This is a genomic window from Limnohabitans sp. DCL3 (genome assembly GCF_048019295.1).
Lineage (GTDB): Bacteria > Pseudomonadota > Gammaproteobacteria > Burkholderiales > Burkholderiaceae_C > Limnohabitans_A.
The window spans coordinates 615,674-639,144 of sequence record NZ_CP171842.1; the positions used below are offsets into that span (position 1 = coordinate 615,674).

Consider the following 23,471-nt stretch of genomic DNA (forward strand, 5'->3'; position numbering starts at 1 on the left):
CATTCAGACGATTTTGGTGATGAGCCACAAGGCGACAGAGCGGCGCATTTCGGGCTCAGAGGCGCTTCGCTTGGCCACATCGCCCAACCTGCGCCGCCCTCCCGCCTTGCTCGGGTTCCGGGTTCGCTTCAGGCGAACACGCCTGCAGTTTCTTGCATGCGGGCCGACACTTCACCCAGCTGGTGCAAGGTGTCGCCAAAGGTCATGTCCAACTGCGTCAATTTCTTGAAGTAGTGGCTCGCGATGTACTCGTCGGTCACGGCGATGCCGCCGTGCAACTGCACGGCTTGTTGGCCGATGTAGCGCATGGACACGCCCAGCTGGTACTTGGCACGGGCCAGCGCCCGGCGGCGTTCGTCGGCGGGCGCATGCAACTTCAAGCTGGCGTAGTAGCTCATTGAGCGGCCCAGCTCCAGCTGCATCTTCATGTCGGCCACGCGGTGGCGCAGGGCTTGGAAACTGGCAATGGCCACGCCAAACTGTTTGCGTGTGTTCATGTAGTCCACGGTGATGGCCAGGGTTTTGTCCATCACGCCGACGGCTTCTGCGCAGGTGCAGGCGATGCCGATGTCCACCGCTTCTTCCAAAGCGGCCAGGCCGTTCAGGGTGATCAGTTGGGCGGGGGCATTGTTCAGCACCACTTCTGCGGCGCGTGAGCCGTCTTGTGTGCCATAGGCCTGGGTGCTCACACCGCTGGCGTTGCGCTCGACCAAAAACAGGGCGATTTGGCCGTTCACAGTCGCGGGGACCACGAAAGCGTCGGCCTGATCGCCCACGGCCACCACGCTCTTGGTGCCGCTCACGGACCATGCACCGCCAGATTCGCTGGCTTGGGTGGCGCAGCGGTCCAGCTGATAACGGGCACCGCGTTCTTGCTGCGCCAGCACGACGATCGCTTCGCCTGCTGCCATGCGGGGTAGCCAGTCCGCTTGCAAGGCAGCTGGGGCATGCGTTTGCAGGGTGGCGCTGCAGATCAGGGTCTGGCTCAGGGGTTCGAGCACGATGCCGCGACCGAGTTCCTCCAGGGTGACCATGGCTTCGGTGGGGCCCATGCCCATGCCACCGTTGTCCTCGCTCACATACAGGCCCGTCAGGCCCAGCTCGGCCATTTCGCCGTAAGCGGCGCGGTCAAAACCGCCCGCAGCGACGATGGCGCGGCGGCGCTCAAAGTCATAGCCCTTGTCCACCCATTTGCGCACCGCGTCGCGCAGTTGTTCTTGGTCGTCAGAAAAATCGAAATCCATGTGTATCTCCTTAACCCAGAACTGTCTGGGCAACGATGTTGCGTTGCACTTCGTTGCTGCCGCCGTAAATGGTGGTCTTGCGCATGTTGAAGTAGTTGGCCGCCAGGGGCGCATTGGCCACCACGCCGCCGGGAAAATTGCCTTGCCAACCGGCGTCCATGGCTTCGAAGATGAAGGGCAGGGCGAAGGGGCCTGCGGCCTGCATCATCAGCTCGGTGTAGCGTTGCTGGATTTCACTGCCTTTGATCTTCAAGAGGCCCGCAATGTCCAGGGAGTTTTTGCCCGACTTTTCAGCCGACAACACGCGCAGCACCAGCATTTCCAGGGCGACGATGTCGACTTCGAGCTTGGCGATTTCGTCGCGGAAACGCATGTCGTCGTACACGCCCTCGGCTTTGGCGATGCGCTTCAAGCGCTCGAGCTCACGCTTGGCGCGGTTCACATCGGCGATGTTGGTGCGCTCGTGGGCGAGCAGGTGCTTGGCGTAGTTCCAGCCCTTGTTTTCTTCGCCAATCAGGTTTTCGGCGGGCACTTCGACGTTGTCAAACCAAACCTCGTTGACTTCGCACTCGCCGTCCAGCAGCTTGATGGGGCGCACGGTGATGCCGGGCGACTTCATGTCGATCAAGAGGAAAGAGATGCCGGTTTGGGGTTTGCCTTCGTTGCTGGTGCGCACCAGGCAGAAGATCCACTCGCCGTACTGGCCCAGGGTGGTCCAGGTTTTTTGGCCATTGACAATGTATTTGTCGCCCACGCGCTCGGCACGGGTTTTGAGGGACGCCAAGTCCGAGCCGGAGCCCGGCTCGCTGTATCCCTGGCTCCACCAGACTTCGCCGCTGGCGATGCCGGGCAAAAAGCGTTGTTGCTGTTCGGCATTGCCAAACGCCATGATCACCGGAGCCACCATCACCGGACCAAAGGGCACGACGCGGGGGGCACCCGCGAGGGCGCATTCTTCTTCGAACAAATGCTTTTGCACAGCGGTCCAGCCTGGGCCGCCAAACTGTGTGGGCCAACCCCATCCCAGCCAGCCTTTTTGGCCCAAAATTTTGGCCCAGCGCTGCATGTCTTCGCGCGTCAGGCGCATGGCGGCGTGCACTTTTTGTGAGATGTCAGCGGGCAAGTTGTCCTTGACCCAGGTGCGGATTTCGTCGCGGAACGCGAGTTCGTCGGGGGTGAATGCCAAATCCATGGGAAGTTCTCTCAAAATCAAACGGTCGTGCTTTTTATCACGTGCTGGCTGTTGGGACTTGTCCTTGGTGCGACAAATGCCCCAATGCAGGCGACCTGCAGGGATAATTCGGGCCTTCATGAGAAACATCGTCATATTGATTTCAGGTTCTGGCTCCAACATGGCCGCCATCGTGCGTGCCGCGGAGCTGGGCCGTTGGGCGGAGCGTCTGAACGCGCGGGTGGCCACCGTGCTGAGCAACCGGGCCGATGCCCAAGGCCTGCTCTTGGCCCAGGAATACGGCATTGCCACAGCCGTGCTGGACCACAAGGCCTTTGCCAGCCGGGAAAATTTTGATGCGGCCCTGATGGCCGAAATCGACCGGCATGCGCCAGTTTTGGTGGTGCTGGCGGGCTTCATGCGCATCCTGACCCCCGGGTTCGTCGCCCACTACGCGGGGCGCTTGATCAACATCCACCCCTCCTTGTTGCCCGCTTTTCCGGGCTTGAACACCCATCAGCGGGCCATCGAGGCCGGTTGTCGTTTCGCCGGCGCCACGGTGCACCAAGTCACGGCCGAGTTAGACCATGGCGCTGTTCTGGCGCAGGCTGTGGTGCCGGTGCTCAGGGACGACACCCCCGACACTTTGGCGGCGCGTGTGCTCACGCAAGAGCACTTGATTTACCCTCAGGCGGTGGCTGAGTTTTTGGCTCAATCGCCGATGCGCTCAAAGCGCGGTTGAACCTTGCCATTGAACTCGGCCACATCGGCAAACATGGCGGCAGGCCTCACCCACAGGCCTTGTTCACCATACAGCGCTTGGTACAAGGTCATGGGCTGCAGGTCTTCGCTGTGGCGAACGGTGCCCAGCACGCGGTATTGGCCGCCTTTGTAATGGCGGTACAGGCCTGTGGGCGTTTCGATCATCGGTGGCAGTGGTTCTGACATGTCTTTCCTTTGATGGGTGTCTGAGCAAGGGCTGGGGATGGGACAATGCAGCCCTATGCATCCAAAAGCCCTTTTAGACGCCTGTGCCGATTTGGTCAGGCTGGTCCTCCAATTTGAACACCCTGCCGACGCTGTGGTTTCGCGATACTTCCGTGAACACCGCGCCTTGGGGCCCCGCGAACGCGCCACCCTGGCTGAAACCGCTTTTGCGGTACTGCGCAAGAAACTGTTGTTTGAGCAGCTCGCCCGTTCAGGCTCTGGCCCCAAAGAGCGCAAGCTGGCGATTTTGGGCTTTTTCGGCCCACGCGATTTTTTGGCCTCAGCCCTGAACGACACCGAGAAGAAATGGCTGGCCACTTGCGATGCCATTCCGCCAGACGCCCTGATGGCCCCGCACCGCCACAACCTGCCTGAGTGGATGGCACAAGCCCTGCAAGCCCAACTGGGCGAGGATTTCTGGGCCTTGGCCGAGAACCTGCAACAAGCGGGTACCCTGGATTTGCGTGTCAACCTGTTTCAGGCCAAACGCAACGACATTCAAAAAGAGTTGGCGCAAGCAGGCATCGCCTGCGAGCCCACACCCTATTCGCCTTGGGGCTTGCGCTTGCAAGGCAAACCGGCTTTGCAAAAAACCGCCGCCTTCACCCGCGGCGCCATCGAGGTGCAGGACGAAGGCTCGCAGTTGCTCGCTTTGCTGGTGGATGCCCACCGAGGTGAGATGGTGGTGGACTTTTGCGCGGGCGCAGGCGGCAAAACGCTGGCGCTGGGCGCGGCCATGCGCAGCACGGGCCGGTTGTACGCTTTTGATGTGTCCGGTCACCGATTGGATGCGCTCAAGCCCCGCATGGCCCGCAGTGGCTTGTCCAATGTGCACCCGGCCGCCATTGCGCACGAGCGCGATGAGCGCGTGAAACGGCTGTCGGGCAAGATCGACCGTGTTCTGGTCGACGCGCCTTGTTCTGGCTTGGGCACCTTGCGCCGCAATCCGGATTTGAAGTGGCGGCAAAAGCCTCAGGCCGTGCAAGAGTTGACCGAAAAACAGCAAGCCATTCTGCAAAGTGCCTCGCGCATGGTCAAGTCGGGTGGCCGATTGGTGTATGCCACTTGCAGCGTGTTGCCCGAGGAAAACGAGCAGATTGCACAAGCTTTCAGTGCCGCCAACCCGGACTTTGTGCCATTGAATGTGGCCCAAGAGCTGGATCGGCTGAAAGTACCGAATGCGGCCAGCTTGTGTTCTCCCGCGCTGGTGGGTGAACCTCAGGGCCAAGCCCCTGGGGCAGGTGCTTACCTCCGGCTTTGGCCGCACCGCCATGCGACGGACGGTTTTTTTGCGGCGGTGTGGGTTAGAAAGTAATTGTTTTTCATTGTTTCTTGCGCAAATCACCGGAAACAGCTGTCATTTATCAGCTGAAAAACCTAAAATTGACAAATTGCCTGTCATCAGGCCTTCGTAGAAAGACATACACATGTTGCTGCCTGATTGGGCTTTTTTGGATGCAGTGGTTCATTGGATGGGCCATGGCCTGTTCGATTTCTCTTGGTGGCAGATGGTGTTGATCACCTTGGGCTTGACCCACATCACCATTGCCAGCGTCACCATTTTCTTGCACCGTCACCAGGCGCACCGCGCTTTGGACCTGCACGCCATTCCTTCGCACTTTTTCCGTTTTTGGCTGTGGTTGACCACTGGGCAAGTGACGAAAGAGTGGGCGGCCATTCACCGCAAGCACCACGCCAAGTGCGAGCAAGCCGAAGACCCACACAGTCCGCATGTGTACGGCATCAAAACCGTGCTGTTCACGGGGGCCGAGTTGTACCGCAAGGAATCCAAAAACCTGGAAACCATGAAGCGCTTTGGCCACGGCACGCCAGACGACTGGATCGAACGCAATTTGTACACCCGCTTTTCTTGGCAAGGCGTGGCTTTGATGCTGATCATCGACGTGGCTTTGTTCGGCTTTATTGGTTTGACGGTTTGGGCCGTGCAGATGGCTTGGATTCCGATCACGGCGGCCGGCATCATCAACGGAGCCGCCCACTATTGGGGTTATCGCAACTTTGAGGCGCACGACGCGAGTACCAACATATCGCCTTGGGGCATCCTGATCGGCGGCGAAGAGTTGCACAACAACCACCACACCTACCCCACATCGGCCAAGCTGTCGGTCAAGCCTTACGAGTTCGACATCGGTTGGCTGTACATCCGTGTGCTTGAAACGCTGGGCATGGCCACCGTCAAAAAGACACCGCCTCGTCTGGCTTATGGTGACATTCGCCCTGTGGCCGACGAGAAGACTCTGGAAGCCCTCATTGCCAACCGTTACGAAGTGATGGCCGGTTACGCGCGCAATGTGCGGGCCGTGATGCAAGAAGAAGCGAGCAAACTCAAACTGGATGCCGATGCTGTGCAGACAGCCAAACGCTGGCTGCACCGTGATGCCGCCAAAGTGCCGGCCGCAGCGCAAGCGCAACTCAAATTGGCCAGAGCGGCCAGTCCAGTCCTGGACAAAATGGTGCAAATGCGTGAAGAGCTGAGCCAAATCTGGCTCAACACCTCCCATTCGCGCGAACAATTGGCGGCTGACTTGCAAATTTGGTGCCGCAAAGCCGAAGAAAGCGGTATCGCCGCCCTGCGTGATTTTTCAGTCAAGTTGCGTGCTGTGCGCCAAACGGCCTGAACCTCTCTCGCGGTTCAGCAAACAGGGCCCAAGGGCCCTGTTTTTTTTGGCGTGGGGAGCCATGACGTTTGCTCCATGCCGCCCAAGGTGGGCTTCCGTGTCCAACACACGACAAATGGCAGGCCATAAAAAAACCCGCCAGAGGCGGGTTTTTGTCAGAAGGCGCAAGGCTGAATCACTTCAGCTTGATTTCCTTGTATTGCACATGCTTGCGAGCTTTCGGGTCGAACTTCATGATCGACATTTTCTCGGGCATGGTTTTTTTGTTTTTGCTGGTCGTGTAGAAGTGACCAGTGCCAGCTGTGGATTCCAGCTTGATTTTTTCGCGTCCGCCTTTGGTTGCCATGGTAGATGACTCCTAATGTTCTGGGTTTAGGCTTGACCGCGTGCACGCAGGTCTGCGAGCACGGCATCAATGCCGTTTTTATCGATCAGGCGCAGAGCAGCGCTGGAGACGCGCAGACGCACCCAACGGTTTTCTGTTTCAACCCAGAAACGACGGTATTGCAGGTTCGGCAAGAACCGGCGCTTGGTTTTGTTGTTGGCGTGGGAAACGTTGTTCCCGGTCATTGGGCCTTTGCCCGTTACGTCGCAAACGCGTGCCATGTGGACACTCCGATACTTTTAAAACAGCTGGTGCCGATGGGTCTCGTGCAGATTTGCACGGGGCCTGGCGCTCCAGCCTCACCTCGCCAAGATGGGTGGCGGTATCCCAGATCGCCGTTTCCAGGGCCCCGAGCGAAGCGTTCGGGCAGAAGCAGCAAAGCCTTGGATTATAGCCAGAAAGCTGGGGTTGGGGCTCATGGGCCAGTCTTTTGTGGCAAATGCAAGATGGTTTGAACCCTGGTGGTGAGGCGTTGCGGGTGCCTGCCGGGGTTCAGAGGCGCTTCACTTGGCCACATCACCCCAGCAGGCGCCCGCAACGCCTTTGCCGAGGTTCGTTGTCGCGACGCCAGGAACTTGAACGTCGACCCTGGCGCTTTGTCTTCAACCGTTGTGCTGTTCCAGAAAACGCTGTGCATCAAGCGCAGCCATGCAACCCGTGCCAGCACTGGTGATGGCTTGGCGGTAAACGTGGTCTTGCACGTCACCCGCAGCGAACACGCCAGGCACCGAAGTCTGGGTGGCAAAGCCTTTGAGGCCGCTTTGGGTCACGATGTAACCGTTTTCCAGCGCAAGCTGACCCTGGAAAATTTCCGTGTTCGGGGCGTGGCCAATCGCAATGAAGCAGCCTTTGAGTTCGACATCGTGCAGGCTGCCGTCTTGAGTGCTCTTCAGGCGCACGCCGGTCACGCCCGAGGCGTCACCCAAAACTTCTTCCAAGGTTTGGAAGGTTTTGAGCTCGATCTTGCCCGCAGCGACTTTTTCCATGAGCTTGTCAACCAAGATGGGCTCGGCCTTGAATTTGTCGCGGCGGTGAATCAAATAGACCTTGCTGGCGATGTTGGACAAATACAGGGCTTCTTCGACGGCCGTGTTGCCGCCGCCGACCACGCAGCACAACTGGTCGCGGTAGAAGAAGCCGTCACAGGTGGCGCAACCGCTCACGCCGCGGCCCATGAAGGCGGTTTCAGATGGCAGGCCTAAGTATTTGGCCGAAGCGCCCGTGGCGATGATCAAGCTGTCGCAGGTGTAGGTGCCGCTGTCACCGATCAGGGTGAAGGGGCGTTGCTCAAGTTGGACGGTGTGGATGTGGTCAAACACGATTTGGGTGTTGAAGCGTTCGGCATGTTCTTGAAAGCGTTGCATCAGATCCGGGCCTTGGACGCCGTGAACATCTGCGGGCCAGTTGTCCACTTCGGTGGTGGTCATGAGCTGCCCGCCTTGCGCCATGCCGGTGATCAAAAGTGGTTTCAGGTTAGCGCGGGCGGCGTAAACCGCTGCGGTGTACCCAGCAGGGCCGGAGCCGAGAATCAGGACTTGGGCATGTTGAGAAGAGACGGACATGGTGAGCAATCAGGGTGGGCAAGGGTTGAAAAGCGGTGGTCGGTTGTAAGCACCGATGGCGCTGATTGTAAGAAACACACAATGACGGCGAGCCCAGAAGGTTACATGCGCCTTGCAACAGCCCAGAGAGGGGTTTGATCGGGTAAGCTTGAGCCTTAATTTATGACCTATTCACTGCACACATTGACCCATCCCACGGCTCGGGCCGAGGAAGAGGCGCCCCCTCCCACGTTTTGGGCCCGTTTTGCCCAAGAAATCGTCCTGTTGATGGGCGGTGCAGCGCTTGTGCTGTGCCTTCTGGCCTTGCTCAGTTACCAGTCCGCCGACCCGGCTTGGTCCACATCGGGCAACCGGCAAGTGGTGCACAACTGGATTGGCCGCGCCGGTGCCCTGTTGGCTGATTTGGCATATTTCGGCTTGGGTTACTCGGCTTGGTGGTGCCTGGCCGCAGGTGCGCGTGCTTGGTTGGTCGGTCTGGCGCGCTGGATGCGGGGCACCAGAAGCGATGACACCACCGATGCTGCCGTGTCAAGCCGCGGCGGTCCATGGTCGTTTTGGTTGGGATTGCTGTTGCTTCTGGCCGCCAGCACCAGCATTGAGTGGGCGCGCTTGTACCGTTTGGAAGCCAACTTGCCTGGACACAGTGGCGGTGCTTTGGGTTATGTGATTGGATCGCTGGCCGTTCATTGGTTGGGTTTTACCGGCGCGGCATTGGCCAGTTTGGTCATGTTGGTGGCTGGGGTGGCTTTGGTTTTTCGCTTTTCTTGGGGCCATTTGGCCGAAGTGGTCGGTTCGCGCATCGATGGCCTGATCCGTTCACGCCATGTCAAGCGTGAAATCGAAGAAGACTTGGCCATGGGTCAGCAGGCCTTGCGTGAGCGAGAGTTGGCCATGCCCACCCAACCGATTGAGCCGCAGTGGGACGTGGACCCCGTTGGCCCTGTCCCCGAGGGACAACTGGATCTGGAGCCGCTGCCTGTCGCCGCTCCAGCTGCCGCAGCTCGGGTCATTGAACCGGCTGTTGTGGATGTGCCGCGCAGCGATCGGGTGGTCAAGGAGCGCCAAAAACCGCTGTTCACCGAACTGCCTGACAGCAAACTGCCGCAAGTCGATCTGCTCGACCGACTCTCGATTCGCCAGGAAACCGTGTCGCCAGAAACACTGGAGATGACCAGTCGCCTGATTGAGAAAAAACTCAAGGACTTTGGGGTGGAGGTGCGTGTGGTGGCTGCAGCGCCTGGTCCGGTGATCACGCGTTACGAAATTGAGCCCGCCACCGGTGTGAAGGGATCGCAGGTGGTGAACCTCGCCAAAGATTTGGCGCGATCCCTCAGCTTGGTGTCGATCCGGGTGATCGAAACCATCCCCGGCAAAAACTTCATGGCTTTGGAGCTGCCCAACGCCAAGCGACAGTCGATCAAGCTCAGCGAAATTTTGGGCTCGCAGGTCTACAACGAAGCCAAATCGATGTTGACCATGGGTTTGGGCAAGGACATCATCGGCAACCCGGTGGTGGCCGACCTGGCCAAGATGCCCCACGTGTTGGTGGCCGGCACCACCGGTTCGGGCAAATCGGTGGGCATCAACGCCATGATCTTGTCGCTGCTCTACAAGGCTGAAGCGCGCGATGTGCGCCTGTTGATGATCGACCCGAAGATGCTGGAGATGTCGGTCTACGAAGGCATTCCGCATTTGCTGGCCCCCGTGGTGACCGACATGCGCCAAGCCGCACACGGCCTGAACTGGTGCGTGGCCGAGATGGAAAAGCGCTACAAACTCATGAGCAAGATGGGCGTGCGCAATTTGGCCGGCTACAACGTCAAGATCGACGAAGCCACCGCCCGCGAAGAGTTCATCTACAACCCCTTCAGCCTCACGCCGGACGATCCCGAGCCACTCAAGCGTCTGCCGCACATCGTGGTGGTGATCGATGAATTGGCTGACCTGATGATGGTGGTGGGCAAGAAAATCGAAGAACTGATCGCGCGTTTGGCCCAGAAGGCCCGTGCGGCAGGTATTCATTTGATTTTGGCCACCCAGCGCCCCAGCGTGGATGTGATCACGGGTCTGATCAAGGCCAACATCCCGACGCGCATTGCGTTTCAGGTGTCCAGCAAGATCGACAGCCGCACGATTCTTGACCAGATGGGTGCCGAGGCGCTTTTGGGGATGGGTGACATGCTTTACATGCCTTCGGGCACCGGCTTTCCGATCCGCGTGCACGGTGCGTTCGTGAGCGATGAAGAGGTTCACCGCGTGGTGAGTTACCTGAAAAGCCAGGGCGAGCCCGATTACATTGAGGGTGTGCTGGAAGGTGGCACGACCGATGACGACGGCGGCATGCTGGGCGAGGGGGACAACGGCGAGAAAGACCCGATGTACGACCAGGCCGTGGAAGTGGTGTTGAAAAACCGCAAGGCCAGCATCTCATTGGTGCAACGCCACCTCAAAATTGGCTACAACCGTGCGGCCCGCTTGGTCGAGGACATGGAAAAAGCCGGCTTGGTCAGCAGCATGAGTGGCAGTGGGCAGCGTGAAATTTTGGTGCCCGCTCGGGCAGAGTGAGACCGATGAAACACCCGTCCTTGTCGCGCCGCATGGCCTTGCTTGTTGTGGCCAAGGTGTCCGGGCTCATGCTGGTTTGGGCTGCAAGCGCAGGTGCGCAGGCCGATGGCCTTGAGTTGTTGACCCAGTTCATGAAGCAAGCGCGCAGCGGCAAAGCCCAGTTCACCCAGGTGGTCACTTCGCCCAGCCGGGCCGGGCAAGTGGTCCGCACCAAAACGTCCAGTGGCAGCTTTGAATTTCAGCGACCCGGCAAGTTTCGCTTTGATTACCGCAAGCCTTATGTGCAGACTTTGGTGGCGGATGGGCAGACGCTTTGGTTACACGATGCAGATCTGAACCAAGTCACGGCCCGCCCTCAATCGCAGGTGCTGGGGGCAACCCCGGCCGCCTTGCTGACGTCTGCGTCGGATTTGCAGGCCTTGAAAAAAGACTTTCAGTTCTCGCCCGAACCCGATCGCGATGGCTTGCAGTGGGTCCGGGCCACGCCCCAGTCGCCTGATGGGTCTATTCGCGCAGTGATGGTGGGTTTGCGTGCAGCGGCCAGTGGGCCTGAGCTGGCGGTGCTCGATGTGCAAGACAGTTTGGGTCAGCGTTCTTTGCTGACCTTTTCGGCTTTCGAAATCAACCCTGTGCTGCCTGCCAGCACCTTTTTGTTCAAGGCGCCTGCTGGTGCCGATGTCATCCGGCCTTGACGCACGCAGTTTGGCGATGACCGCTGTTCACCTCACGCCCCACGCCCCCTTGGCCGAGCGGTTGCGTCCGCGTCATTTGGGGGAGGTGATTGGGCAACAACATTTGCTGGGCGAAGGCATGGCCTTGCGCTTGGCTTTCGAGTCGGGTCAGCCCCACAGCTGTATTCTTTGGGGTCCGCCCGGCGTGGGTAAAACCACCATCGCCCGTTTGATGGCCGATGCCTTTGATGCCCAATTTTTGAGCATCAGCGCCGTTTTGGGGGGCATCAAAGACATCCGCGAAGCGGTGGAAAAAGCCGAAGCCGCCCGAACGGGTTTGCATCCGCAGCGCACCATCATGTTTGTGGACGAGGTGCACCGCTTCAACAAAAGCCAGCAAGATGCGTTTTTACCGCATGTGGAAAGTGGTTTGTTCACCTTCATCGGTGCGACCACCGAAAACCCGTCCTTCGAGGTCAATTCGGCCTTGCTTTCGAGGGCCGCGGTGTATGTGCTGCAACCTTTGACCGAAGTGGATTTGGGTCTCATTGTGGCGCGGGCGCAGGCCATCCAAGCCATGCCTGCGGTTGAGCCTGAGGCCCTGAGCCGCTTGCTCGCCTACGCCGATGGCGATGCGCGGCGCTTGCTCAATACGCTGGAAACCTTGGCCATGGCGGCCAAGCAAGAGGCCATTGACCCCGTGACCGACACCTGGCTGATGCGGGTGTTGGGCGAGCGCATGCGCCGCTATGACAAAGGCGGGGAGCAGTTCTACGACACCATCAGTGCCTTGCACAAATCGGTGCGTGGCTCTGACCCCGACGCGGCGCTGTACTGGTTCGTTCGCATGCTCGACGGTGGTGCGGAGCCACGTTATTTGGCGCGTCGCCTCATCCGCATGGCCAGCGAAGACATTGGCCTGGCCGACCCGCGTGCCCTGCGCATGGCATTGGACGCGGCAGATGTTTATGAACGTTTGGGCAGCCCCGAGGGTGAGTTGACGTTGGCACAGTGTGTGATTTATCTGGCCATTGCGCCCAAATCGAATGCCGCTTACAAGGCCTTCAAAGCCGCCCAATCGTGGGTTAAAAAAGACGGTACACGCCCCGTGCCTATGCATTTGCGCAATGCCCCCACCCAACTCATGAAGCAATTGGACTACGGCAAAGGCTACCGATATGCCCACGACGAAGAGGATGGCTTTGCCGCAGGTGAGCGCTATTTGCCCGATGGCATGCCCGAGCCCGGTTTTTACAAACCAGTTCGACGAGGTTTGGAAATCAAAATTGACGATAAATTGCAAGAATTGCGAAAGAAAAATGCGGCACAGGGTAATTCCTGACCAATTTGAATGCGTTAGGGATAAGTTCATTCACTACAATCCCGCCACCCCGCCCAGCGAAGCAACTGTTTGGCGGGGTTTTTGATAGTGGTCAGGTTCTCCCACAAGGAGGGCCTGACTGAGAACAACAACCGAAGGGAAGATCCGTTAAGCGCGGATCAAATCACGGAGAAATTTATGGACGTCTTCCTCCAGCAGGTCATCAACGGCCTGGTCATGGGCAGCATGTACGCCCTGGTGGCCTTGGGCTACACCATGGTCTACGGCATCATCAACCTGATCAACTTTGCGCACGGAGAAGTGCTGATGGTGGGCGCTCTGACCAGTTGGTCGGCCATCGGCATGATGCAGGGCGCCATGCCAGGCGCACCGGGTTGGGTGATCCTGATATTGGCCACATTGATTGCCTGCGTGGTGGCTGTGGTCTTGAACTTTTCAATCGAAAAGATCGCGTACCGACCACTGCGCAACAGCCCCAAATTGGCCCCCTTGATCACGGCCATTGGCATGAGCATCTTGCTGCAAACACTGGCCATGATCATTTGGAAACCCAACTACAAGGCTTACCCGACTTTGCTGTCCAGCACGCCGATCAACATGGGTGGTGTGGTCATCACGCCGACGCAAATCATGATTTTGGGTGTGACCGCCGTGTCCCTGGCGGTTTTGATGTGGCTGGTGAACTACACCCGCTTGGGTCGCGCCATGAGGGCCACTTCTGAGAATCCGCGTGTGGCGGCCTTGATGGGCGTCAAGCCCGACATGGTGATTTCGGCCACGTTTGTGATTGGCGCGATTTTGGCGGCCATTGCGGGCGTGATGTACGCCTCCAACTATGGCACGGCGCAACATGCCATGGGCTTTCTGCCGGGTCTCAAAGCGTTCACCGCGGCGGTGTTTGGTGGCATTGGCAATTTGTCCGGGGCGGTGATCGGCGGCATTTTGCTGGGCCTGATCGAAGCCATTGGTTCGGGCTACATCGGTCACCTCACCGGGGGGGTCTTGGGGAGCCATTACACCGATATTTTTGCGTTCATTGTTTTGATCATTGTGTTGACTCTGCGCCCCTCGGGCCTCATGGGTGAACGTGTGGCCGATCGCGCTTGATGGAGGCAAACATGAAAAACAACAAAACACTTCAAACCATCCTGATCGGCGCAGCGCTCATCGCTTTGCCCTTGGTCTTGCAAATTTTCGGTAACGCCTGGGTTCGCATTGCCGACATGGCCCTGCTGTACATCTTGTTGGCCGTTGGCCTGAACATCGTGGTGGGCTATGCCGGACTGCTGGATTTGGGCTACGTGGCTTTCTTCGCGGTAGGGGCCTACATGTATGGCTTGCTGTCATCACCTCACCTGACCAACACCTTCGCCTGGATTGCTGCAGCCTATCCCACGGGGATGCACATGCCCATCTGGCTGATCGTGCCTGTAGGGGCTGCTCTGGCAGGGCTGTTTGGCATGTTGCTGGGCGCGCCCACGCTCAAGCTGCGTGGTGACTATTTGGCCATCGTGACCTTGGGCTTCGGTGAAATCATCCGGGTGTTCATGAACAACCTGGACCACCCGGTCAACATCACCAACGGCCCCAAGGGTCTGGACCAAATCGATCCCATTTCGATCTTTGGCCTGAACCTTGGCAAGAAGCTGATGATCGGTGACTTTGAAATTGCCTCCGTCTCGCTGTATTACTACTTGTTCCTGAGCTTGGTGCTGGTGACCATTTTGATCTCATACCGCTTGGAGGTCTCCCGAATTGGTCGCGCTTGGATGGCGATCCGCGAAGACGAAATTGCCGCCAAAGCCATGGGACTGAACACGCGCAACCTGAAATTGCTGGCGTTCGGCATGGGGGCGACTTTTGGGGGCGTTTCGGGTGCGATGTTTGCTGGCTTCCAGGGCTTCATCTCGCCCGAATCCTTCAGCCTGATGGAGTCGGTGATGATCGTCGCCATGGTGGTGCTCGGTGGCCTGGGCTATTTGCCGGGTGTGATTTTGGGGGCCATCTTGTTGTCGGCCTTGCCCGAGGTGCTGCGCTATGTGGCCGGCCCTTTGCAAGAGATGACCGGTGGTCGCTTGGACGCTTCCATCTTGCGTCAACTGCTCGTGGCTTTGGCCATGATTGTGATCATGCTGATGCGTCCTCGGGGACTGGGGCCTTCGCCTGAGCATCGCAAATCGCTCATGACGAAATGAAGGAGCAGAACATGAATCCAACAGCCAATAAAGACACCGTACTCAACGTTTCTGGCATTTCCAAGCGATTTGGCGGTCTGCAGGCACTCTCCGATGTGGGGATCACCATTCAACGGGGGCAGGTCTATGGCCTGATCGGTCCCAACGGCGCGGGCAAGACCACATTTTTCAACGTGATCACGGGTCTGTATACGCCGGACAGCGGCACTTTTGAGTTGGCCGGCAAGCCCTACCAACCCACCGCTGTGCACGAGGTGGCCAAGGCGGGCATTGCCCGCACCTTCCAGAACATTCGCTTGTTCGCCGAAATGACGGCGCTCGAAAACGTGATGGTGGGCCGCCATGTGCGCACCCATTCGGGTTTGCTGGGGGCGATTTTGCGCACCCCCAGCTTCAAGGCCGAAGAGGCTGCCATTGCCCAACGCGCGCAAGAATTGCTCGACTATGTGGGCATTGGCAAGTTCGCTGATTACAAAGCCCGAACCTTGTCCTATGGCGATCAACGCCGCCTGGAGATCGCCCGCGCCTTGGCCACTGATCCGCAACTGATCGCGCTGGACGAACCCGCTGCCGGCATGAACGCGACCGAAAAAGTGCAGCTGCGCGAGTTGATCGACCAAATCCGCAAGGACAACCGCACGATCTTGTTGATCGAGCACGATGTGAAATTGGTCATGGGCCTGTGCGACCGCGTCACGGTGCTGGACTACGGCAAGCAAATTGCTGAAGGCACCCCTGCCGATGTGCAAAAAAATGAAAAAGTGATTGAAGCCTATCTGGGCACGGGAGGACACTGAGATGGCCGACATCCTTTTGAAAGTCAAAGACCTGCAAGTCGGCTACGGCGGCATTCAGGCGGTCAAAGGCGTGAGCCTCGAAGTGTGCGAAGGCGAATTGGTCTCGCTGATCGGCTCCAACGGTGCGGGCAAAACCACCACCATGAAAGCGATCACCGGCACTTTGCCTTTGCAAGCGGGTGACATCGAGTACCTGGGCAAGAGCATCCAAGGGCAAGGCCCCTGGGATCTGGTCAAGCAGGGCTTGGCCATGGTGCCCGAAGGCCGTGGTGTGTTCACCCGCATGACCATCATCGAGAATCTGCAAATGGGTGCGTACATCCGCTCTGACGCGGGTGCCATCGCCGATGACATCGAGAAGATGTTCACCATCTTTCCGCGTCTGCGTGAACGCAAGGACCAGTTGGCCGGCACCATGTCCGGCGGTGAGCAGCAGATGCTGGCCATGGGCCGAGCCCTGATGAGCCGCCCCAAGGTGTTGCTGCTGGATGAGCCGTCCATGGGATTGTCGCCCATCATGGTTGACAAGATCTTCGAGGTGGTGCGCGATGTGTACGCCCAAGGCGTCACCGTGCTGCTGGTGGAGCAAAACGCCAGCCGTGCGCTGGCCATTGCCGACCGTGGCTATGTCATGGACTCGGGCCTCATCACCATGAGCGGTGTGGGCAAAGACATGCTCGAGGACCCCAAGGTGCGTGCGGCCTATTTGGGTGAATGATCTGGCCCCAGTGTTGGCCGTTCTCTGACCAAACAGCCCGGCATGCCGGGCTGTTTTTGAGGTTCTTCAGCCCCCATCCAGCCCTTGCGCAGGTGGCATGGATGGCCACAGCCAAGACCAAGCTGTCAGGGCACCTTTCTCCTCAGATTTTGGCTTTGTCCGCCTCGGAGGTGAAAGAGTCAGCGTAGAACGCTTCTTCCGGCAAGCCGCCTTGCGCCACGTAGTCGCGCTTGGCCGAGTCCACCACGATGGGGGCACCACAGGCATAAACCTGGTGGCCTGACAGATCTGGGAAGTCTTGCAACACCGCCTGGTGCACAAAGCCGGTGCGGCCTGTCCACTGGTCTTCGGCCTCGGCGTTCGAGATCACGGGCACATAGCGCAGATTGGGCATCTCGGCCAAGCGGGCCTCGACCCAATCGGCCATGTACAAATCGGCCGGGCGGCGGCCGCCCCAGTACAGGGTGGCCGGGCGGGTGATGCCGCGGTGCTGCATGTGCTCAATCAGCGCCTTGATGGGGGCAAAACCCGTGCCTGAGGCCAGCAGCACCATCGGCTTGTCACTGTCTTCACGCAGGTAGAAGCTGCCGTAAGGGCCTTCGGCCCGAAGAATGTCTTTTTCCTTCATGGTGGTGAACACCGGGTCGGTGAACTTACCGCCAGGCATGTGGCGGATGTGCAGCTCGACCGTGGGTGGCGCCACCTCAAGGGTGTGCGGGGCATTGGCCATGCTGTAGCTGCGGCGTGAGCCGTCACGCAACAAAAACTCGATGTACTGGCCCGCGTGAAACTTCATCACATCGTTGGCGGGCAGTTGCAGTTTGAGCACGATCACGTCGTGTGATTTCTTCTCCAGACTGATCACGCGCACCGGCATCTTCTTGACGGGCAAGCCGCCTTCGGCCGTGACTTGCTTGGATTCGAGCACCACATCGCTTTGGGCGGTGGCGCAGCAAGTCAGCACCAGGCCCTGGGCTTCTTCCTCTGTAGACAGGGCTTTGTCCTGGTGCGGGCCATGCACCACGGTGCCCGAGATTTTTTTGCATTTGCAGGAACCGCAAGCACCGTCTTTGCAGCCGTAGGGCAGGCCAATGCCTTGGCGGATGCCCGCGGCCAGCAGGGTTTCGTGGGTGTCGGCGGTGAAGCTGCGGCCGCTGGGCTGTACAGAAATTTGGAAGCTCATCTTTTGGGTATCCTAGAGGGCGTGAATATGACCCGGAACCCCTGATTTTGCCTTCAAACCAAACCCCCTTGGGCGCATTGCCTGCCCGTTTCCGCCGTCAGCGTGTTTTGATCGTGGGTTGCGGTGATGTGGGCTTGCGCACAGCAGGTCAGTTGGGCGCCCCCCATAGCCAGCGCGTGCGCTTGATGGCCTTGACGTCATCGCCTGAACGCGTGCGGTTGCTGCGGGCCTGTGGCATCACGCCCTTGCTGGGCAACTTGGACGATGCAGCCAGTTTGAAGCGCTTGGCCGGCATCGCACACCGCGTGATCCACCTGGCGCCACCGCCGACCGACCAACGCGGGGCGTCTGAGCGCGATCCGCGCAGCTTGGCCTTGGTGCGTGCTTTGCGTTTGCGCACAGCACCGCACACGCTGGTTTATGGATCTACCACGGGGGTCTATGGTGACTGTGCGGGCGAGCGGGTGCTTGAAACCCGCCGCGTGAACCCCCACACGCCCCGTGCCCAACGCCGTGTCGATGCCGAAAAGCTGATGCGTTTTTTGGGCCGCAGCGGTATTCGGGTCAGTGTGTTGCGCATCCCCGGCATTTACGCGCCCGACCGCGCAGGTGGCACCCCCCGTGAGCGCTTGCTCAAAGGCACGCCGGTGTTGGTGGCCAAAGAAGATGTGTACACCAACCACATCCATGCCAATGACCTGGCCCGTGCCTGTGCCGCAGCGTTGTGGCGGGGCAAGCCGCAGCGGGTGATCAACGTCACCGACGACACCGATTTGAAAATGGGCGACTACTTTGACCTGGCCGCCAGTCTTTATGGCCTGCCTAAACCACCACGCATCTCTCGCCATGATGCCAACACCGCTTTGCCCTTGATGCTGCTGAGCTTCATGAGCGAGTCTCGGCGGCTGGACAACACGCGCATGAAAAAAGAATTGAAGATCCGCTTGCATTACCCGCATGTGCGCGACGGCTTGAGCCCTCAAGGCGCCTTGTTTTCGGGGGCGGGATGACATCCTTGCGCATTGACAAATGGTTGTGGGCGGCCCGTTTTTACAAAACCCGCAGCCTGGCCAGCGAAGAGATCGGCAAGGGCCGTGTGCAGGTCAATGGGCAAGATGCCAAGCCCAGCAAAGAAGTCAAACCTGGCGACACGGTGTGTCTGCGCCAAGGTGCCGTGGCGCGCACAGTGGTGGTGCAGGGCCTGAGTGGTCTGCGCGGCCCGGCACCTGTGGCTCAGCTGCTGTACACAGAAACCCCGCAAAGCATCGCTGCCCGCGAAAAAGCCGCCGAGCAGCACCGCTTGGCCCGTGAGCCTGCACTCAGCATTGACCAGGGCAGACCTACCAAACGCGACCGCAGGCAAATCGAGCGCAACTGGAACGACCGCTGGAGTGCGGGGATCGATGAATGAGGCGATTGATTTTGTTGGGTGCCCGGGGCCGGACTCGAACCGGCACGCCTTGCGGCGGGGGATTTTGAGTCCCCTGGGGTATTCATTTGGCAATGTTGATTGGTGTGGATGCAATCAATACAAATCAACAACTTAGCGGTGTTTTCTGGACAGGCTTACAGCCTCAGTTGTTGATTGATATTCCCCAAAATGGGGGTGTTCAGTCTGTAAACAGTCTGTAAAACGAACAGAGGCCAGCATGGCACGACCAAGCAAGACAGCTGCGATTGACTACGCCGCTGCCCACGACCTGACGCACGGACTGCTTGAACGCGCCGCCTGCCCTGATGGCGTAGCCTTTGTCTTGCTGCGAGATACAGTAAAAAAAGGCCTTCGTCTTCGTATCACCAAGGCCGGGGGCAAGCACTGGCAGTTTGAGACGCGCATCAAGGGAAAACTATTCACCCGTGCGCTGGGCGAGTGGCCCGCTGTTGGGCTGGACCTGGCGAGGAAATAGGCCCACCGCCTGCGGGGCCTGGCTGAGCAAGGCATTGACCCAAGGGCCGGGGAGACGAAGGAAAAAGCGGCCCAAGCTCAGGCCGAAGCTGAAAAAGAACGAGCCGCCAATTTCACCTTTGGGGCTTTGATGGCCGATTACGCCAACGAGCTGGAGCGCCAGGGCAAGACCTCGCACGCCAAGGTCCGGGGCATTTTCAAGCGGCACCTGACCGAGGGAAGTCCTGTACTGGCAAACACCGCCGCCGCATTGGTTACCGCTGAGCAAGTAGCGGATTTGCTGCGAGGCCTGAGCGAAGCCGGGAAAGAGCGAACTGCTGGCAAGGTCCGAAGCTACTGCCGCGCCGCTTTTGAGATGGCCAGAACTTCAAAGCTGAGCCTCCAGGTGCCCGTTCATTTCAAGAGATATGGGGTGCAACACAATCCCGCCGCCGAGACCGTGGCCATCAAGCTGGTGCCCGACAAAAACCCTTTGATGCCCGTGCACTTGCGCCAGTATTGGCAAGCCATCGAGCCGCTGCAAGGGGTCCGGGGTGCCGTGCTGCACCTGCACTTGCTGACCGGTGGCCAACGCATTGAACAACTGCGCCAGCTGGTCAGGACCAACGTGGGGGAGGGCGCTATCACCCTGCTGGATGCCAAGGGGCGCACAGGCCGAGGCGCAAGGCTGTACACCATCCCGCTGCTGCCTGCCGCCCGTGAAGCCTTGGACGCCTTGCTGTCGCTGAACCCCGGTGAGTTCCCTTTGTCTGTGGATGGTGGCGCGTCACCTGTGAGCGCCAAGGCGATTGCAGATTGGGCCAAAGATGCAGCCACTGGACCGGAATGGGTGCCGACCGATAAACCCGTGGGCCAGTTTCAGGCAAAGCGCATCCGTTCCGGCGTGGAGACTGCATTGGCCAGCCTGCGCGTCAGCCAAGAAACCCGGGGGCACTTGCTGAGCCATGGCGTGACGGGGGTGCAAGCAGCGAGTTATGACGGGCATGACTACGCGCCGCAAAAGCTGGAGGCATTAGAAACACTGCACCGCTTCCTGACCGAGACCAGCGCCAGCGTGGTGCACATTGCACCGAGGGTTGTTGCATAGCAGTATTCTTTGAGATACCATGATGGAAATTCGAATCTACACAGACACCGAAGGTCATGCACCTTTTGAATATTGGCTTGAGGCACTGCCCGACCGAATTGCAAGGGCAAAAATTCGAGCCAGACTGGCACGAGTGGAGGCGGGCAACTTTGGCGACTGCAAGCCATTGCGCGAAGGTGTCCAAGAGCTTCGGATTGACTACGGCCCGGGCTATCGCGTGTATCTGAGCCGCATGGGTTCTGTACTGGTGCTGCTGCTTTGTGGGAGTGACAAGAGCACGCAAGACCGAGAAATTGGCAAAGCCATTGACTACCTGAATGACTGGAAGCAAAGGGGTAAACCATGAATGCACCACGCGACAAGAGTTATGCCGACTCACTCAACAAGGCACTGACCGACCCAGCCGAAGCTGCCGCCTACTTGGATGCTGTGATGGAGCTTGGTGAGCCTGCCGCCGTGTTGGTGGCGTTGCGCCAAGTGGTGAAGGCGCACGGCATGGCCGAAGTGACCCGCCGAGCCGAATTGGGCGACAAGTCATTGTTCAAAGCATTGAACGAAAACGGCAACCCGACACTGGACACTGTAAACAAGGTGCTGCATGCCGTTGGCCTACGCCTGAGCGTAGCGCCTGCTGTTCATGACACAGAACACGCATGAACATGCACAACCCCGCCCCCCCCCGGCGAACTGCTTAAAGGCTCAGCTTAGACCTTGATCTTGCAAGTGGCGCAATTGGACGGCCCATTGCCTGGCTTGACAGCCTGTCCGTTCATGGCAAGTCCAGTTGCTGCATGGCCAGTGCCAGCTGTTGTAACGAGGTGGCCTGCATCTTCTCTAGGACGCGCGACTTGTGCACCTTGATCGTTGCGTTGGTGATGCCCAACTGGGCAGCCACCTGTTTGCTCAACAAACCTGCCACCAGCAAGGCACACACTTCCTTTTCGCGAGGGGTCAGGCTGTTGTAGCGTTCGCGCATCGACAACTGACGCGAGGTTGCCAATGAGTTCTGCAAGTCTTTGCTCAAGGCCTTCTGGATCACCGTCAGCAATTCATCGAGGTTGAAGGGCTTGAACAGAAAATCCAGGGCACCTTGCTTCATACCCATCACGATTTCGCTCGATTGCCACTCGCCGCTGATGAAAATGATGGGCGTTTTGCGCCCAAGCTCCAGCAACCGCTTTTGTAATTCGACGCCAGACATGGAGGGCATCCGCATGTCGAGCAAGATCACCGCAGGCGATACAGGCATCGATTCACGCAAAAAAACCAAGGGATCGTTGTACACCTCGGTCGAATACCCCAGCCGATGCAAAGTCTCGCTGATGGCCATTGCCACCACTTTGTTGTCGTCGATCACATAAACATGTTGCATGGAGGCGTGGGTGAGGAGCAGCGAGCAGGCTAGGGTCAAACTGTCATCCTAAGCGGGGCGATCACGATTAGCTATTAGCTCAATAGCTGATCTTTTCTAAAAACAAACAAGATTGCAAAAATTGCCAATACAACAATGAATTGCTAGCTCAAGAGCTAATAGTCGAAAAAGGTTGTTTTTGATACTTTTGACACATTTGTTCAAAGTCATCAACCCACCATCGTTTCGGCTGATCGCATCGGCGCGTTTTCGGTGGTCGCAACCTCAGGGGACCCCCATCATGCAGACTACTTCTAGCCTTCAATTCAACGGCAAAACCCACGTTTTTCAGCGCCATGCCGTGTTCAGCGCACTGAGTTTGTCTTTGATGTTTTCAGCGGCCCAGGCCCAATCGCTTGAAAGCGCGATTCGTCAGGCGCTGCGTGAATATCCCGGTATCAAGGCAGGCACCAGCGGTGTGGACAGCGCGAGGGCCGACACAGAGCGTGCCCAAGGCGCTCTGATGCCCACCCTGTCTCTGAACGCCTCATCAACCCACATCAAGGGCAGCGATGCTGACCAAAAACCCATGGCAACCCCTTGGTTGGCCTGGAGCGTGCCGCTCAATGGCCGAGTTCGGGCTGAAATTCAACGCGCCGAAAGCGCGGCCAAGGTGGCAGACGCCAAACTGCAAGTCAGCCGTGATGACATCGCATTGCAAGTCTCTGAAGCGTGGTTGGCCGTGGTTCGTGGCCACCAGATGGTGCAACTGGCCCAACAAAACGTATCGGAGCACAACGCCATCTTGGGCGATATTCAGAAAATTGTGGCCGTCGATGCCGGTCGGTCACTGGATTTGGCTCAAGCACAGGTGCGACTGGATGCAGCCCAGACCAACCTGACTCAGCGACAGGCCGAACTCAAGCAGGCACAGGAAAAACTCTCTCGCTTTACCTCAGATGTGGGCCAGGCTTCGGCTTTTGGGCGCTATCCCTCATTGCCCAAAGCCGTGCCCGCAGACACGCTGCAGGCGCTGTCGGTCATGACAAGTCCCGCACTGGCACAGGCGCAAGCCCAGCACGAAGAAGCGCAAGCCCGCGTGCAATCGGCCAAGACGCTGCACAACCCTACGCTGGACCTGAGTCTGGGTCGCCAATTCATGGGCGTGGCTACGGGTGCCAAATCCGTCGCCACGGTCACGTTCAGTCTGCCCATTTACCAAGGCGGTCAAGTGGATGCGGGTGTTCGCTCGGCCGTGGCACAAGCCGCAGCGGCTCAAGATACGCTGGCTGAAACAGAACTTGTGGTGAAAGAGCGGCTGCGTTTGGCCTATGCCGACCAGGCTTCGGCCCAGGCGCGTTTGGGTCTGGCCACCCAGCAACGTACCCAGGGTGCCAAATTGGTGTCGGGCTACAAAGAGCAATTCCGTTTGGCACGTCGCACCTTGCTGGACTTGCTCAACATTCAGAGCGAATACGCCAGCTACCAGCAAGCCGAAGCCTTGGCGCAATACGAGGTCAAAGCCGCGGAGTACCGCATCACGGCTGCCTTGGGCAAGTTGGCGCAAAGCTACAGCGCTCAGTGATTTGACCCACCAGGTCAGACCCTTCTCGGTATCGAATTTCGGGGTGGCCAGGCGCCACCCCAACAGCATCAGACGACTCCAAA

25 protein-coding genes are annotated in these 23,471 nt (G+C 58.8%); 17 read left to right on the forward strand and 8 right to left on the reverse strand.

Annotation, left to right across the window (positions count from 1 at the left end):
- Positions 1-128: 128 nt before the first annotated feature.
- Together ACHEXK_RS02745 and ACHEXK_RS02750 are read right to left on the reverse strand one after the other, a co-directional pair.
- A complete protein-coding gene (locus ACHEXK_RS02745; RefSeq protein ID WP_416547831.1) occupies positions 129-1,244 on the reverse strand; it encodes an acyl-CoA dehydrogenase family protein in 1,116 nt (371 codons plus the stop codon).
- A gap of 10 nt (positions 1,245-1,254) precedes the next feature.
- The gene (locus ACHEXK_RS02750; protein WP_416547833.1) at positions 1,255-2,436 is read right to left on the reverse strand and encodes an acyl-CoA dehydrogenase family protein; all 1,182 of its coding nucleotides are present in this window, start codon (positions 2,434-2,436) and stop codon (positions 1,255-1,257) included.
- 118 nt (positions 2,437-2,554) lie between these two features.
- Here ACHEXK_RS02750 and purN point away from each other — a divergent pair, with 118 nt between their 5' ends.
- The gene (gene purN / locus ACHEXK_RS02755; protein WP_416547835.1) at positions 2,555-3,157 is read left to right on the forward strand and encodes a phosphoribosylglycinamide formyltransferase; all 603 of its coding nucleotides are present in this window, start codon (positions 2,555-2,557) and stop codon (positions 3,155-3,157) included.
- Here the strand turns inward: purN and ACHEXK_RS02760 are convergent.
- A complete protein-coding gene (locus ACHEXK_RS02760; protein ID WP_416547837.1) occupies positions 3,127-3,363 on the reverse strand; it encodes a DUF1653 domain-containing protein in 237 nt (78 codons plus the stop codon). The two genes, purN and ACHEXK_RS02760, sit on opposite strands and share 31 nt — an antisense overlap.
- A gap of 55 nt (positions 3,364-3,418) precedes the next feature.
- On the opposite strand from ACHEXK_RS02760, the gene ACHEXK_RS02765 reads away from it, so the two are divergent.
- Together ACHEXK_RS02765 and ACHEXK_RS02770 are read left to right on the forward strand one after the other, a co-directional pair.
- Positions 3,419-4,717, forward strand: coding sequence for an RsmB/NOP family class I SAM-dependent RNA methyltransferase (locus ACHEXK_RS02765; RefSeq protein WP_416547839.1), 1,299 nt, complete (start codon positions 3,419-3,421; stop codon positions 4,715-4,717).
- A 112-nt stretch (positions 4,718-4,829) separates the two neighbouring features.
- Positions 4,830-6,041 carry an acyl-CoA desaturase gene (locus tag ACHEXK_RS02770; protein ID WP_416547841.1) on the forward strand — a complete coding sequence of 404 codons (1,212 nt, stop codon included), beginning with the start codon at positions 4,830-4,832 and terminating at the stop codon, positions 6,039-6,041.
- Positions 6,042-6,216: 175 nt separating this feature from the next.
- Here ACHEXK_RS02770 and rpmG read toward each other — a convergent pair whose 3' ends face one another.
- From rpmG to trxB, 3 genes are all read right to left on the reverse strand, one after another.
- On the reverse strand, positions 6,217-6,387 hold the full coding sequence (rpmG, locus tag ACHEXK_RS02775; protein WP_293752348.1) for a 50S ribosomal protein L33: 171 nt from the start codon (positions 6,385-6,387) through the stop codon (positions 6,217-6,219).
- 26 nt (positions 6,388-6,413) lie between these two features.
- Positions 6,414-6,647: a 50S ribosomal protein L28 gene (gene rpmB / locus ACHEXK_RS02780; protein WP_026039317.1), complete on the reverse strand. Its 234-nt coding sequence runs from the start codon at positions 6,645-6,647 to the stop codon at positions 6,414-6,416.
- 381 nt (positions 6,648-7,028) lie between these two features.
- Complete coding sequence (trxB, locus tag ACHEXK_RS02785) at positions 7,029-7,988, reverse strand: thioredoxin-disulfide reductase (protein WP_416547843.1); 960 nt, start codon at positions 7,986-7,988, stop codon at positions 7,029-7,031.
- Between the two features lie 162 nt (positions 7,989-8,150).
- On the opposite strand from trxB, the gene ACHEXK_RS02790 reads away from it, so the two are divergent.
- From ACHEXK_RS02790 to ACHEXK_RS02820, 7 genes are all read left to right on the forward strand, one after another.
- Positions 8,151-10,553 (forward strand): DNA translocase FtsK, encoded by a 2,403-nt coding sequence (locus tag ACHEXK_RS02790; protein ID WP_416547844.1) that lies wholly within the window; start codon positions 8,151-8,153, stop codon positions 10,551-10,553.
- Positions 10,554-10,558: 5 nt separating this feature from the next.
- The gene (lolA, locus tag ACHEXK_RS02795) at positions 10,559-11,245 is read left to right on the forward strand and encodes an outer membrane lipoprotein chaperone LolA (protein WP_416547846.1); all 687 of its coding nucleotides are present in this window, start codon (positions 10,559-10,561) and stop codon (positions 11,243-11,245) included.
- A gap of 16 nt (positions 11,246-11,261) precedes the next feature.
- Positions 11,262-12,566 (forward strand): replication-associated recombination protein A, encoded by a 1,305-nt coding sequence (locus tag ACHEXK_RS02800; RefSeq protein WP_416547847.1) that lies wholly within the window; start codon positions 11,262-11,264, stop codon positions 12,564-12,566.
- A 177-nt stretch (positions 12,567-12,743) separates the two neighbouring features.
- Positions 12,744-13,673, forward strand: coding sequence for a branched-chain amino acid ABC transporter permease (locus ACHEXK_RS02805; protein WP_322992569.1), 930 nt, complete (start codon positions 12,744-12,746; stop codon positions 13,671-13,673).
- An 11-nt stretch (positions 13,674-13,684) separates the two neighbouring features.
- Positions 13,685-14,761, forward strand: coding sequence for a branched-chain amino acid ABC transporter permease (locus ACHEXK_RS02810; RefSeq protein WP_416547849.1), 1,077 nt, complete (start codon positions 13,685-13,687; stop codon positions 14,759-14,761).
- Positions 14,762-14,772: 11 nt separating this feature from the next.
- Positions 14,773-15,558 carry an ABC transporter ATP-binding protein gene (locus ACHEXK_RS02815; RefSeq protein WP_416547851.1) on the forward strand — a complete coding sequence of 262 codons (786 nt, stop codon included), beginning with the start codon at positions 14,773-14,775 and terminating at the stop codon, positions 15,556-15,558.
- A 1-nt stretch (position 15,559) separates the two neighbouring features.
- Positions 15,560-16,276, forward strand: a complete 717-nt coding sequence (locus ACHEXK_RS02820; RefSeq protein ID WP_416547852.1) for an ABC transporter ATP-binding protein — start codon at positions 15,560-15,562, stop codon at positions 16,274-16,276.
- Positions 16,277-16,418: 142 nt separating this feature from the next.
- Here ACHEXK_RS02820 and ACHEXK_RS02825 read toward each other — a convergent pair whose 3' ends face one another.
- Positions 16,419-17,459, reverse strand: a complete 1,041-nt coding sequence (locus ACHEXK_RS02825; protein ID WP_416547854.1) for a CDP-6-deoxy-delta-3,4-glucoseen reductase — start codon at positions 17,457-17,459, stop codon at positions 16,419-16,421.
- 47 nt (positions 17,460-17,506) lie between these two features.
- On the opposite strand from ACHEXK_RS02825, the gene ACHEXK_RS02830 reads away from it, so the two are divergent.
- The 6 genes from ACHEXK_RS02830 (at position 17,507) to ACHEXK_RS02855 (ending at position 21,109) form a co-directional block, all read left to right on the forward strand.
- On the forward strand, positions 17,507-18,469 hold the full coding sequence (locus tag ACHEXK_RS02830; RefSeq protein WP_416547856.1) for an SDR family oxidoreductase: 963 nt from the start codon (positions 17,507-17,509) through the stop codon (positions 18,467-18,469).
- Positions 18,466-18,870, forward strand: a complete 405-nt coding sequence (locus tag ACHEXK_RS02835) for an RNA-binding S4 domain-containing protein (protein ID WP_416547857.1) — start codon at positions 18,466-18,468, stop codon at positions 18,868-18,870. The genes ACHEXK_RS02830 and ACHEXK_RS02835 overlap by 4 nt, the downstream gene beginning before the upstream one ends.
- Positions 18,871-19,108: 238 nt before the next feature.
- Complete coding sequence (locus ACHEXK_RS02840; protein WP_416547859.1) at positions 19,109-19,366, forward strand: Arm DNA-binding domain-containing protein; 258 nt, start codon at positions 19,109-19,111, stop codon at positions 19,364-19,366.
- Between the two features lie 129 nt (positions 19,367-19,495).
- Complete coding sequence (locus tag ACHEXK_RS02845) at positions 19,496-20,452, forward strand: integrase (RefSeq protein WP_416547861.1); 957 nt, start codon at positions 19,496-19,498, stop codon at positions 20,450-20,452.
- A gap of 19 nt (positions 20,453-20,471) precedes the next feature.
- Entirely contained in the window at positions 20,472-20,798 is a 327-nt protein-coding gene (locus tag ACHEXK_RS02850; RefSeq protein WP_416547862.1) for a type II toxin-antitoxin system RelE/ParE family toxin, read from the forward strand.
- Positions 20,795-21,109 carry an addiction module antidote protein gene (locus ACHEXK_RS02855; RefSeq protein ID WP_416547863.1) on the forward strand — a complete coding sequence of 105 codons (315 nt, stop codon included), beginning with the start codon at positions 20,795-20,797 and terminating at the stop codon, positions 21,107-21,109. The genes ACHEXK_RS02850 and ACHEXK_RS02855 overlap by 4 nt, the downstream gene beginning before the upstream one ends.
- Before the next feature lie 112 nt (positions 21,110-21,221).
- On the opposite strand, the gene ACHEXK_RS02860 is transcribed toward ACHEXK_RS02855, so the two are convergent.
- Positions 21,222-21,824, reverse strand: a complete 603-nt coding sequence (locus ACHEXK_RS02860) for a response regulator transcription factor (RefSeq protein WP_416547864.1) — start codon at positions 21,822-21,824, stop codon at positions 21,222-21,224.
- A gap of 280 nt (positions 21,825-22,104) precedes the next feature.
- On the opposite strand from ACHEXK_RS02860, the gene ACHEXK_RS02865 reads away from it, so the two are divergent.
- A complete protein-coding gene (locus ACHEXK_RS02865; RefSeq protein WP_416547866.1) occupies positions 22,105-23,388 on the forward strand; it encodes a TolC family protein in 1,284 nt (427 codons plus the stop codon).
- Positions 23,389-23,471 lie beyond the last annotated feature (83 nt).